At 47.0% G+C, this 13,029-nt stretch carries 7 protein-coding genes; 4 read left to right on the top strand and 3 right to left on the bottom strand.

What is annotated here, in order from left to right; translation table 11 throughout:
• Positions 1–76 precede the first annotated feature (76 nt).
• The 4 genes from Q3W13_RS23500 to Q3W13_RS23515 are packed head-to-tail and all read left to right on the top strand — an operon-like array spanning position 77 to position 7,752.
• A complete protein-coding gene (locus Q3W13_RS23500; RefSeq protein ID WP_302868205.1) occupies positions 77–1,498 on the top strand; it encodes a PP2C family serine/threonine-protein phosphatase in 1,422 nt (473 codons plus the stop codon).
• Between the two features lie 2 nt (positions 1,499–1,500).
• Positions 1,501–5,613 (top strand): FtsW/RodA/SpoVE family cell cycle protein, encoded by a 4,113-nt coding sequence (locus tag Q3W13_RS23505; protein ID WP_302868207.1) that lies wholly within the window; start codon positions 1,501–1,503, stop codon positions 5,611–5,613.
• 23 nt (positions 5,614–5,636) lie between these two features.
• Entirely contained in the window at positions 5,637–6,431 is a 795-nt protein-coding gene (locus tag Q3W13_RS23510; RefSeq protein WP_302868208.1) for an FHA domain-containing protein, read from the top strand.
• Positions 6,424–7,752 (top strand): serine/threonine-protein kinase, encoded by a 1,329-nt coding sequence (locus Q3W13_RS23515; RefSeq protein WP_302868210.1) that lies wholly within the window; start codon positions 6,424–6,426, stop codon positions 7,750–7,752. Before Q3W13_RS23510 ends, Q3W13_RS23515 begins: the two co-directional genes overlap by 8 nt.
• 375 nt (positions 7,753–8,127) lie before the next feature.
• On the opposite strand, the gene katG is transcribed toward Q3W13_RS23515, so the two are convergent.
• From katG to Q3W13_RS23530, 3 genes are all read right to left on the bottom strand, one after another.
• Positions 8,128–10,362 carry a catalase/peroxidase HPI gene (katG, locus tag Q3W13_RS23520; RefSeq protein WP_302868213.1) on the bottom strand — a complete coding sequence of 745 codons (2,235 nt, stop codon included), beginning with the start codon at positions 10,360–10,362 and terminating at the stop codon, positions 8,128–8,130.
• Positions 10,363–10,528: 166 nt separating this feature from the next.
• Positions 10,529–11,323 (bottom strand): hypothetical protein, encoded by a 795-nt coding sequence (locus Q3W13_RS23525; RefSeq protein ID WP_302868215.1) that lies wholly within the window; start codon positions 11,321–11,323, stop codon positions 10,529–10,531.
• A gap of 201 nt (positions 11,324–11,524) precedes the next feature.
• Positions 11,525–12,373 carry a hypothetical protein gene (locus Q3W13_RS23530; protein WP_302868217.1) on the bottom strand — a complete coding sequence of 283 codons (849 nt, stop codon included), beginning with the start codon at positions 12,371–12,373 and terminating at the stop codon, positions 11,525–11,527.
• Positions 12,374–13,029: the final 656 nt, after the last annotated feature.

The raw sequence follows: 13,029 nt of genomic DNA on the forward strand, positions 1-13,029 counted from the left end.
TCTGCCGGGCTGCTGGTAATTTGTACCGCATTACTGATAACCCACTTCGTTGAAATAAAAAAATCACGTAAAACTAATGACTGATCAATATTTCGGCATAACAGATACCGGTAAGGAACGCACCAATAACGAGGATGCGTTTATTGCACGCCAGGGCGCTGACGATAAGTTTATAATAGGCTGCGTGATTGATGGAGTGGGCGGGTACGAGGGTGGCGAAGTAGCAGCAGGCCTGGCAAGGGAAGCAATCTTGCAGCGCCTTGAAAAACCCTCAGGCGAGATCATCTCGATGATTATAGACTGCTTTGATATGGCAAATGACAGGATCATAGCAGAAAAACAGCGTAATAAGAAATACGACATGATGAGCTGCGTAGCTACGCTGGCCATTGCCGACATTGCCAATAACCAATTTTATTATGCGCATGTGGGTGATACGCGCCTGTATTTGCTTCGCGATGGTTCGCTCATAAAAATTTCGCACGACCAATCTTTTGTGGGCTTTCTTGAAGAGTCTGGCCGGCTTTCAGAAAAGGAGGCTATGGCTCATCCTAAACGAAACGAGATCAATAAAGCGCTGGGCTTTGAAGCACACCTGCTTAAAAACACGGATTATATAGAAACTGGCCAGTCCCCTTTTCTTTCAGGCGATATGTTATTGCTCTGCAGCGATGGGCTGACGGATATGGTTGATACCGAAGAAATCACGGGTATCCTTACCAAAAATATCGCACTGAAAGAAAAAGGCCGTCAGCTGATTGATGCCGCAAACCGTAATGGCGGGCGTGACAATATTACCATTGTGTTAGTGCATAATAACAAGACACCGCAAAAGCACTCAGCAACAGCAGTAAAACGGGAACCTGCGGAGCGTGCTGCCGCCGTGAAAACCGAACAGGCCGCTAAGGAAGAAGAGCCTGGGCCGACTGCGCCGAAAGGAAGTAAATGGCTGGTTTTATTATTATCTGTTTTATTGCTGATTTGCCTTGGCGCGAACGTGTATTTTTATCTGAATATGCATGAACAGCAGAAGGCAACGACCGCTGTAAAGCCTTTGAATGATACTTTGAAAGTACCAGGTGCTCTCCAGGTGAAACTCCAAAAGGCAATTGACAGTTTGAAAGGTAAGGTACTTGTTCTATCAGATACGGCGTATAGCACTCCCATTATCCTTAATGAGCCAATCCATGTGACCCGCGACACGCTGCTTATCCGCACGAAAGGGCGTATCGTTTTCCAGGCTGACTCTGCGTATAACGGCCCGGCTCTGCAGATCGGCGCCGGGGCTAAAGTGATCGCGCTTGACAGCACAGCGTTTAGCGGTTTTAATGTTGCAATATCCAATAGCAATGCCATGCTTGACCTGGCCCATGTTCAGTTCAACAATTGTAAAGAAGCTATACGAAACAATTTAAGCTTACCGGCCGGAAAATATTTTACCGGCAAAAGCCCCGCGACGGTATTAATGGCCGACACTGTACCCGTTAACAAAAAATAACCATGCCATCACGAAAGAAAGAACGCGTTTTTTTGTTATTCACCACTGCTATCCTGGCATTACTGTTTGTGCGGTTATATATAGTGTTGCAGCAAAACTTTACCGATGTTGACCGCAGATTAAATGACGGTACCATGGTGAATCTTAACGCACCCAATCAGGCCCGTAACCTGGCCCGGCTGTTACGTACCGGCTATTATTTTGAGGATAAAAAGGACATTGACCTGATAGAGCATACGGTAGCCAAACAGGAAAAGGCGGGTAATGAATTTGATAACATCGGCGAGATCAATAAGTCAAAATTTAATGTAGATGCCGATGAGGCCTTTGCTGCGGGCGGAAAAACGTTCAAGGAAAGGGTGCTGGTTTCGCGTACGCTGTTAGGCTATACCGGAGATGACTCAATTCGTTTTGAGCAGGAACGTAAAAATCCACCCGAACTTCCATCAGTTAACGACCTGGGCATGAACGGATATAGCATTTCGGGCACCGTAAAAAATAAAATAACACCAGTCAGCCGCGTGTTGGTGCGCCTGCAAATGGTGGTACCACAGGATAGCATTTTTAATGACGAAGAAACAGACGAGGTAAAAACCCGCGTTCAAGAAGGAAAGGGCTACCATGTGGAATACGTGGATGACGGAAAAGGAGCCGGGCATTTGCAAAACATTACCGCTTATGCGCGCACGGGCAGTAACGGCGAATTTAATTTTAAGAATTTGCCTGCCGGAAGGGCCTTTAATGTACTGCCACTGCAGCCTGGTTTCCAGTTTGGCCGGTCGGCTGGTACCGAAAATCTGGACGAAGATCAACACTTTACTTTCCAGCAGTCTCCCCATACAATCAGATTGCTTTCTACAAGGGATTTCAGCATCCTGAAAAAAGAAAAAGCGTTAATTATCCGCACACCGGATTATTTCAACAGGTGGTATTGGATAATTGCAGGATGTTTTTTCGCCAGCTTTCTTATTATTCACATCGTTTTAAGCGTGCGCTACCCCGAGGCCGATCAAATTGTGCTCCCACTGGTAATGCTGTTGACGGGGATATCATTTGTTACGCTGCTTAACCTGCAGGACCCCTTGCGCGACCGTTTTTTTGCCAAAGACTCATTGATGTATCTTGGAATGGGAATTGCGGCTATGCTGATATTGCTGCTGATCAGCCTGCGCCGGTTTACCCCGGATTCCAGGCTGTACCGTATGCTGGTATTTAAAAATAGCCCGAAAGCTGCCAATGGCTGGCCATGGATTATTGTAGCGATGGGTTTGCTAATGCTGACCATAAAATTTGGCTCAGGCCCGGAAGGCAGCGGCGTTAAAGTTAACCTGTTTGGCTTTCAGCCAAGTGAAATTGTTAAATACCTTATTATTCTTTTCCTGGCAGGTTTTTTTGCTGTAAACGAGCGGTTTATAAGCGAATATGCCAGCTGGCGAAAGCGCCTGTCGTTTTTCTCTTTTGCATTAATAGCCATTGCTGTTACACTGCTGCTGTTTTTGATGCTGGGCGATATGGGCCCGGCGATAGTGATTTGTTTTACTTTTATTATCCTGTTTTCGTTTTCCCGCGGCGACTTTATGTTTATGGCCTTATCGGTGGTTTTTTATGTACTGATGACATGGATATTTAAGAATGTTTGGATATCGACGGCGGCTACCGCAGTGGTGCTGATATTCAATTTCTTCTACAAGCGGCGCACGTTGAGCGAATCGGCCATTATGGCGCTGGTAATTATATCAGGATTTTTGACTATTGATAAGATACCTTACCTGGATAAACTGGTGCCCGGGCCGGTGCAGCGTTTAGTGGACCGTAAGGCCATCTGGCAGGACGCCTGGAACAACGAGGTTTATGGCGGCGACCAGGTAGCTAACGGCCTTTGGGCAATGAGCGGGGGTGGTATTACGGGCCAGGGAGTAGGGGAGGGCTTTGCCAAAACCATTCCTGAAGCACATACTGATATGATTTTACCCGCCATAGGTGAAAGCTTCGGGTGGACAGGTATTGTAAGTATTTTCCTGCTGTTCCTGCTTTATTTGCATCGTTCCATAATTATAGGGCGGCAAACGGGCACGCCGTTTTTATTTTACCTGTGTTCAGGGATAGGGATATGTACGTTTATACAGTTCCTGCTTATTGCGGGTGGTTCTACAGGGGCATTGCCGCTGTCAGGCGTAGCGCTCCCGTTCGAGAGCTACGGAGGCTCATCGCTGGTGGCCAATTTGCTGGCTGCCGGGTTCCTGCTGTCAGCGTCGAAAGTAAAAGGAACCGAAGTACAGATGAAGTTCATCACACGGCAGCAGGACAAAAATCTTGTACCTGCGCTGCTTGCGGCGGTAATAGGCATTGCGCTGCTTATTGTAAACATTTCGAGTTATTTATTTGATAGCAGCAAATGGATAGTAAAGCCCGCCCTTGTGGCGGACAGAAGCGGCGCGCGCATGTTTAGTTATAACCCGCGCATCGCTATCCTGATGAACAAACTACAGGCAGGTACGCTGTATGACCGTAACGGATTGATATTGGCCACCAGCAATCCGCAGCTTATTAAACAACAAAAGAAATTATTGGACTCGGCCGGTGTTGGAAGTTTTGACCTGGATTCGGCTATGCACAAACGTTTAACACGATATTACCCCTTCCAGGAGCAAATGTTTTTCTGGACAGGCGATAACAACACCGGCATCTTCAATGGCAGCACTAACGGCTACTTTGCCGAGTATGAACATGCGGCTGAGCTTCGCGGTTTTAAAATGCCGACCGCCAGCTTTAATGCCCATGCCAGCCGTTTCCGCGAGGACAGATTCTTACCCAGGGGCGTAAAAGAAATGTCGGTAAGCAAGCGTGATTACAGCGCCTTAGCGCCATTACTGCTTTCGGGATTGAACAGCGCCGCAGTAGATTCATTTAAAAAGCGAAACCGCGATCTGCAGATGACGGTTGACGCGAGTTTGCAGACGCATATACAACAGGCGCTGGCGGCGGACACAGCAATGCAGGATAATCGTGTTTCGGTGGTTGTAATGCTGCCGCAAACCGGCGATGTGCTTGCCTCGGCAGTATATCCGCTGCCGCCGGTAAATAACTACGATCAGCTCACCATGCCCATTGACGAGCAGAACCAGCTTTCGCAATGGATGACCACCAGCGATTTGGGTTTTACTTATGCTACACAGCCGGGTTCCACGGCCAAGGTACTTACCGCTATGGCATCGTTCAATAAACTGGGGCTGGCGGCAAAAGACGTTAAATTTCATGTCAGCATGGAAGAACGTATCAGAACCAAAGGTATTGAACCTGACGAAACAGGAATAATAACCCTTGAGCGCGCAATTGCCAAATCAAATAACGTGTACTTCATTAAACTGGCTAATGAGAAACACCTGCAGGAGGATATGGTTACGCTGTACATGAAAGCCGGAATGTTCCTGCACGGCGTGGGGGGGTATTTTTATAACAAGCGGCCGGAGAACCTGCAGCAGGAAGAAAAATGGAGGGAGCTATGGCGGCGCACGGAGTTTAATACAAAGCCGCGTTACGACCCGAACAATATCCATAAAACGCGGGCAAAAGGTATATCAGGTATGGCGTGGGGACAAGGCGAATTAATTGCCACGCCTGCAGCTATAGCCAGGCTGGTATCGGGTGTTGCCAATAACGGGGACCTTGTGGCCAATCGTTTTGTGTTAAAGGTAGCGGACACCGCACAGCCTGTAAAGCCAAGCATCAAGCTTGCCAACGACCCGCAATATGCAGCATTGCTTACCCAATACATGATTGAGCAAAGCGCACCAAAAGAAGAAATACTGCATCTGCGCGTAGCAGGCAAAACCGGAACTCCCGAGCGTATCTGGAAGGGAAACAGTATCAATGATGGCTGGTACACTTTTTTTGCGCCTATGGCAAAAAGCAAGGGCAATATTGTAGTGTGTATCAGGATTGAATCAACCAGGGGTTCATCGGATGCAGTACACCTGGCCGGGCGAACGATCATTCCGTTGCTGTTGAAGTCGGGGTATATCAAAAACATCACGCCCGACCGGAAGAAAGTGCAGGACAGCGGTGCTGAACAACAAACGGATGATCAAATCCAAACAGAAACAGCAGGACAGTAGTTATATTATTAATAGCTTAAACAATGTTTGATTTTTTTAAAAAGCACGATAGTAAAGGTTTAAACGATGTAAAGATATTGCGCGATGCGTTGCTTCGGCTGGTAAAACAACAACTTCAAAAGTCGGAAGGGGGGGAAGGCAGGCATATCAAGGGCATTCATTTGTTTGTAAAAGCCGAGGCTGCCGAAAAACATCTTTATGAAGCTGCGGTATATATAGATGAGGAAAATCGTTTTAAGGAGGAAATACAACGCATAGCCGATGATTTTGCGCTGGACATACCTGACAACTGGATGCTGGAAGTTAATTTCAATGGCGAGATTCCGCCGGATGCAATTTATGGAGACGGATTAAACGCCGCAATCTTTATACGTACCAAAGATCATAACCTTAAGCGTTCCGGTTCGGCCACTATAAGAATATTGAACGGCGAAGCGGAGAAAGCCAAATACAAAATATCATCAACTGATGGTAAAATAAATATCGGCCGCGAAGCCAGGGCGCAGGTAAAAGACGGCTTCTTCCGGCTCAATCATATCGCTTTCCCCGGCGACAGTGCTAACGAGAGTAATAAATTTATCAGTCGCCAGCATGCCCACATTGAGTGGAATAATGAGGATGGCTGTTTTATTTTGTTTGCCGATGAAGGTGGTATTCCGCCGGGAAACAAGATTAAAATAAAGACACCGGGCAAAGAAAACCTGATAAAGCTGCATTCTACCCAGATTGGACATAAGCTAAGCGACGGCGACCAGGTTATTCTTGGTGAGTCTGCGGTTTTTGAATTTAGTTATAACAACCCGATAAAGGATGAGTAAAGTTTTTACCATAACTGAAGGACTGGAAAACATGGGTGCGCTACGCACCGGCGGGCAGGGCTCTGTTTACAAAGGCCGGCGTATTGGCCCTATTATCAGTGCAGTAAAGCTATTGCCTACGCCTGTTCATTCCGAAAGTATGGATGATGTGAATTACCGCAGCTTTATTAATGAGGTAGAAAAGCTAAAGAAGGTAAACGAGATACCCAACCCTAATGTGGTTAAGATACTGAATTCGGGCATCACTGAGAGCGGCTCATTCCCGTTTATCGAAATGGAGTTTATTGAAGGACCTGACCTTTGCGAATTGCTGAAACCGCCGCACGAAAAGGTGTTTACCATTAAAGAGGTAATTAAAGTAGCCGATCAGCTAGCCTGTGCGCTTTCGCATTGTCATAAGGTAGGTGTTAAACACGGCGATATCAAAAGCAATAATGTAAAATTTAATATACATTCCGGCAATTATGTATTGCTTGATTTTGGTCTGTCGGTGATGTCGGACGAGCAGCGGCGCAGCAGCATGCGGCATGCCGGTGCGATAGAATTTATGGCGCCTGAACAATATGAGGGTGAAATGTTATTCCAGACGGATGTTTATAGTTTTGGCGTTGTCTTATATGAATTGCTGGCAGGGCGGGTGCCTTTTTTACTGGGCGACAACGGTGAATCAGCACGAAACGCGGTAATGCTGGCCCACCGGGAGAACACCGTACCCGATCTTATTGAATTCCGGAAAGAGCATTTTCCCGCTTCCTGGCCGGAGCATGAGTTGCACGTGCCGGCCTGGCTGCTGCAACTGATAGGAAAATGCTTGGAAAAAAATCCCGAAGAGCGATATCCCGACGGCCAGGCCCTGCACGACGCCATAAGCCGGAATATCATAGCAGAAAGTGAGGAAGGCACGGCAGCGGTTGTTGCGAAGTTAACAGCAGAAAACAGTCATTTGCATGACCAGGTTGAACACTTCAAAAGAGAACGGGCAGCAGATGGTTCAGTAGTAAAAATGCCCAAGGCGTTGCTGGCCGGGCTGGTTATCCTGCTACTGGGTGCGTTTGCCTATGCTATCATAAAGCCCGGCGCTGCTAAGACGGCAGAGCCCCCTGTTGCCCATAAAGATTCGACAGCGGTGGTACACCATCATAAAAAACCAGTACTGGACATGGCCGCTATCCGCAAAATAAAACTCGCTGTTATCGACTCCATAAAAAAGGACAGCGTTAAAAGGGATAGCATCAAACGCGCAGCGGCTAAAAAGGCTGCTCTTATCCATAAAAAAGCCGCACCAAAGAAAAAGAAGAAGAAGTTTTTAGGGTTATTTTAAATTCCTTTTTAAGACGCCGTCAGCCTGTCTTTTCGGAAAGTTTACCATTTTAATCTTTTCATGAATGAGATTTTTGCAGGATATCTTTTTTTGAGCAATATCACGCGCAACCCTTTTATTTGAATCATTATAACCAATAGTAATATCGCCGATAGGGCTATAAGTTAATTTAAGCTTTAAATTAAATATTTTCAATAAGCTATTATTAACCAACTTATTAAATAGACTATTTAAATTAAAAGTTTAACAAATGAAAATATCATTTAAATATTCCGCTTTAGTACATTTTTTTAAATTTTTCGATTTTATTATGATCTGCCCAAACTAAAAAGGCGAACCATTACAGTCCGCCTTTTATACCAGGAATTGCTTGATTTAGGCCAGGTCGAACCTGTCCAGGTTCATCACCTTATTCCATGCTGCTGCAAAGTCTTTAACAAACTTCTCTTTAGCATCGCTGCTGGCATAAACTTCTGCTATTGCGCGCAATTCAGAGTTGGAGCCGAAAATCAGGTCGGTGCGGGTGCCTGTCCATTTCAATGCGTTGGTCTTCCGGTCGCGGCCTTCAAAAAGGTCTTTTGCATCCGAGGTAGCACTCCATTTGGTGCCCATATCCAGCAGGTTAACAAAAAAATCGTTGGTCAATGTTCCCGGGTTGTGGGTTAACACGCCGTGGTTGGAATTATCGAAATTAGTATCCAACACACGCATGCCGCCAACCAGCACGGTTAATTCCGGCGCTGTAAGGGTAAGCAGCTGCGCTTTGTCAACCAGCATCGTTTCCGATTTTCCGGCATAATGGGCTTGTGCGTAATTGCGGAAACCATCAGCAGCAGGCTCGAGCGCATCGAACGACTCTATATCGGTTTGTTCCTGCGAGGCATCTCCACGGCCGGGCGTGAACGGCACAGTAATATCAAAACCGGCATTTTTTGCGGCCTGCTCAACCGCTGCATTGCCGCCCAATACGATCAGGTCTGCAAGTGAAACCGTTTTGCCGCCATTTGCGCTATTAAACTCGCTTTGTATGCCTTCCAGCGTTTGCAGTACTTTGGCAAGCTGTGCAGGATTATTGGCTTCCCAATCTTTTTGCGGGGCCAGTCGAATGCGCGCTCCGTTAGCACCGCCGCGCTTGTCGGAACCACGAAATGTTGAGGCCGACGCCCATGCAGTGCTTACCAGCTGCGAAACCGACAGGCCGGAACTCAGCAGCTTGCCTTTTAATGTTACAATGTCCTGCTCATTGATTAGCGGGGAGGCCGGTTTGGGAACAGGGTCTTGCCAGATCAGATCTTCCACAGGAACTTCGCTGCCGAGGTAGCGGGCTTTTGGCCCCATATCGCGGTGAGTAAGCTTAAACCAGGCGCGCGCGAAGGCATCGGCAAACTCATCGGGGTTGTCATGAAAACGTTTTGAAATGGCGTTATAAGCCGGGTCGACCCTCAAGGCGAGGTCGGTGGTGAGCATGGTTGGGGCGTGGCGTTTGTCCGGGTCATGCGCATCGGGCACGGTACCTGCTCCTGCACCACCTGCAGGTTTCCACTGGAAAGCGCCGGCGGGGCTTTTTGTGAGCTCCCATTCAAAGCCGAACAGGTTCTCGAAGAAATTATTACTCCACCTGGCCGGGGTGGTTGTCCATGCGCCTTCCAGGCCGCTGGTAATGGTATCGCCGGCATTTCCGCTGCCGAAGGTGTTCCTCCAGCCGAGCCCCTGCTCCTCGATGCCTGCACCGGCGGGTTCGGTACCTACGTATTTACCGGCCTCAGCTGCTCCGTGCGTTTTGCCAAAAGTATGTCCGCCGGCAATAAGCGCCACGGTCTCCTCGTCATTCATTGCCATGCGGCCGAATGTTTCGCGTATATCACGGGCGGAAGCAAGCGGATCAGGGTTGCCATTAGGCCCTTCGGGGTTTACGTAAATTAAACCCATCTGCACAGCTGCCAGCGGATTTTCAAGCTGGCGGTCGCCTTCATATCGCTTATCGCCTAACCATTCGCGCTCGCTGCCCCAATAAACATCCTCGGCCGACTCCCAAACATCCTTGCGGCCGCCGCCAAATCCGAAAGTTTTAAAACCCATTGATTCCAGCGCGCAATTGCCTGTCAATATCATTAAGTCGGCCCACGAGAGCTTTTTGCCGTACTTCTGCTTTACCGGCCATAGCAGCTGGCGCGCCTTATCCAGGTTGGCGTTATCGGGCCAGCTGTTCAGCGGCGCAAAACGCTGCATGCCCATACCAGCGCCCCCGCGGCCATCGGCGATACGGTATGTGCCTGCGCTGTGCCATGCCATCCTGATCATAAACGGACCATAGTGACCATAATCGGCAGGCCACCAATCCTGCGAGGTGGTAAGCACTTCGATAATATCTTTCTTTACTTCATTCAAATCAAGGGTTTTAAACTCAGCAGCATAATCAAAATCTTTATCCATCGGGTCCGACAGCGAAGAATTTTGCCTGAGGATGGCCAAGTTCAGCTGGTTAGGCCACCAGTCGCGGTTGCGGGTGCCGCCCCCGGCGCTGTCTTTCATCAATCCACCGATGAAAGGGCACTTGCTGGCCGCAGCAGGGTGATGCTCTGATGCATAATGAAGGGTGTTGTTTTCCATGATAATTTGGTTTGTTTAGCGTTTATTACCCAAATATATCGAAGTTTTAATTTAGGATTTAGTGATTAAGGTCATGAAAATGTTTGTTTTACACATGTTTTTCCACAATCGCCGGCATACTCAAAATAAAGCAGCCATAAATCTGCGCAGAACAGGGAATAACCAGTTATTCAGCCAGGTATCGTTCCATCGAGTTCTCAAAAATCTCCTTAACATCTGCATCCAGGTTCTGCGCTTTTACATAACCGTAAAACGTATCGAAAGAAATTTCGCTCATTCTGTGCTTTATTCGCCTTATCTCTCTTAGCGGTAAGGGAATCTTATTCGGGTAGCTCCGCATGACCGAGAAATGCTTTTTACTGGGCGACAAAAACAAAGTATCACCGCACATTATGGCCCCTTCCTTTGATAAGAAGGGCACATGCAAAATACTGCTCCCCTCAAAATGGCCGCCGATAAGCATAATCTTTATGCCATCCCACAAAGTCAATTCTTCTCCCTGCCAAAGCTTTATTTCGGGGCCTTTTTGAACGATATAGGGCGCGTCGTTTTCATGAATGTAAACCGGGCAGTCAAACATATCAGCCCAATCATTCATGTTGCTGTAATAATGCGGATGAGAAAATGCGATCGCCTTTAAGCCTCCTTTTGATTGGATGAAATCAATGGTGGCCTTATCCAGCATCGGGATGCAATCCCATAAAACATTTCCGTTCTGCGAGAGTACCAGTAACGCCCGCTGACCGATTGCAAATTGAGGGGTGATCTCCAGTTCGTAAAGATGCTCTTTAAGTTGATGTATGGTAATTTTGTGCTTATTGTGCAGCTCGCCCGGGTTTGTCCAGCTTTGTCCGCCTTCGGGAATATACTGGCGCTCTTCGTTACAGATGGTGCATAGTCGGGGTGCTGATGCTGCCGGAAAGTAAGTTCCGCAGGTGCTGCATATCATTTGATCTTCCATTTTTATTCGATTTCGAAATCAAAAATATAGCCTTACCGGACGAGAAAGATAGTCCAGTTTTTAATTTGAAGGTGAGCCAGGCTGAAAGGCAAAACAAAATTCGCCGCTTGAATAGGATGATGCTTTTTTTAATGGAGGGTTATTGCGAGAGGACTATGCCATTTAGGAGGGGCGTGAATCACTACCTTGATGACTTCGGATTTATTCCCCATCTTTCGGCGTATTTCCATCTTTTTTAGCGCCCGATCTCCGCTTCCAGAATATTACTCCCCAAATGGCAGCAATGGCCGGAGCTAATATCTTTAAAATAAAGTCGCCGGGGTGCCCGATCAGGTAACTATAAAATATCCGGAATACGTTGTCTTCAACATGGATCTTAATATGGATGAACCGTTTTTCGATGTGATCGGGGTTTTCGCTTGTTATCACCAACGCGAGTGTTGATTGCTCTTTTTCTGCCGAATTTGCATATACAGACCATGACCACGTATTTCCGCGCACAGTATCTATTTCCTGCCGGTTCATGTCGGGTAACTTCCGGATAAGAATGCCTGAATCCAAAGGCAGCAGCTGCATGGTTACATGCCGGTAAAGCGGAATCTGTTCTTTAAATTCTATTTTCCCGGTATCGTTGGGATTCCTGTTCGGGTCTTCGTCGACCAGTATTTTATGAATGGTGTCGCGTATGGCGCTCTTTGAATTATTGGGCGAGAGATAGACATTGATCTCCTGGGTTTCATGTATGGTCATTGCAGGGCTGTAATGATAGCCCAGCGTGCCTGTTTTCGCCGCTATTTTTTTAATTACTTTGGTTTTGGCGGGCCTGGCTGCCGTTGTATCCGCCTTAGCTGCGGTATCAGTTGCTATTGCTGAACCAGTGGTAGCGGTATCATAGCGGTTAGTTTTCTCATCCGTTTCCTGTTGCGCGGCATTCCGGGCGGGAGGCGAACACTTGAGCGAAACAAGCATAGCGCCGCATAGCACGGCCAACCTGATCAGCTTAATAACACGTGGTGTTACGGAGCGTTTTGATTTTTTCCCTGTTTCCATTTTATGGAAATTTGAATTGTTGAAAAGGCGCAGCTTATACAGCTGGGGCGGTTAGTTTCGTCCGGAGATTGAAATTAATAGGGATGTAATGCACCATACGGGCCTGCTAACGGTGTAGCGGACACGTATCTGGCGATAAAGACTAATGGTTGAGTTAAAGATAAGAAGCGGTTTTGATAATAACAAGTCAAATAGTTGTGGAACAGGTGATTGTGCAAATATTGCGCCGGTTTAAGCCTGCCGATAACTGAAACGCTGCTCAGCATCCCGTTGACTTTTTCGAATCATCTTTAACCTATTTTAGACATCAGCACCAGGAAGGGAGATCGGATGAGAAGAACTTGTTGAGTTATGAAGAGGTGAGGCGATTGCCAGGCGTTCCGTTTTTTGCTCGGTACACCCGGTAATATGAAAAAAGCTGATTATCAATTCATTGTTATTATTATGTAATGTTCTGATAATCAATATGTTTCATTTTTTTTACCTGAAAAGCTGCAAAAAGGTGTTGACAGGAGCTGATACTTTTTTTAAATTTTTATATAAACAACAGGTAGTCAATTATTTATACAATTAATGGCGTTTACTGGTTGGTGTAAACGCCTTTAATTTATTGCCGCCCTTGCAAGTTTACTTTTTAATTAACGATTATCTGCCGT

The sequence above is a fragment of the Mucilaginibacter sp. L3T2-6 genome, from assembly GCF_030519355.1.
Taxonomy (GTDB): domain Bacteria; phylum Bacteroidota; class Bacteroidia; order Sphingobacteriales; family Sphingobacteriaceae; genus Mucilaginibacter.

What these genes read in the sequence shown, in the direction of transcription:
- Q3W13_RS23500 (WP_302868205.1), top strand. Translation starts at nt 77, where the DNA reads ATGACTGATCAATATTTCGGCATAACAGATACCGGTAAGGAACGCACC.
- Q3W13_RS23515 (WP_302868210.1), top strand. Translation starts at nt 6,424, where the DNA reads ATGAGTAAAGTTTTTACCATAACTGAAGGACTGGAAAACATGGGTGCG.
- Q3W13_RS23505 (WP_302868207.1), top strand. Translation starts at nt 1,501, where the DNA reads ATGCCATCACGAAAGAAAGAACGCGTTTTTTTGTTATTCACCACTGCT.
- Q3W13_RS23530 (WP_302868217.1), bottom strand. Translation starts at nt 12,373, where the DNA reads ATGGAAACAGGGAAAAAATCAAAACGCTCCGTAACACCACGTGTTATT.
- Q3W13_RS23525 (WP_302868215.1), bottom strand. Translation starts at nt 11,323, where the DNA reads ATGGAAGATCAAATGATATGCAGCACCTGCGGAACTTACTTTCCGGCA.
- Q3W13_RS23510 (WP_302868208.1), top strand. Translation starts at nt 5,637, where the DNA reads ATGTTTGATTTTTTTAAAAAGCACGATAGTAAAGGTTTAAACGATGTA.
- katG (WP_302868213.1), bottom strand. Translation starts at nt 10,362, where the DNA reads ATGGAAAACAACACCCTTCATTATGCATCAGAGCATCACCCTGCTGCG.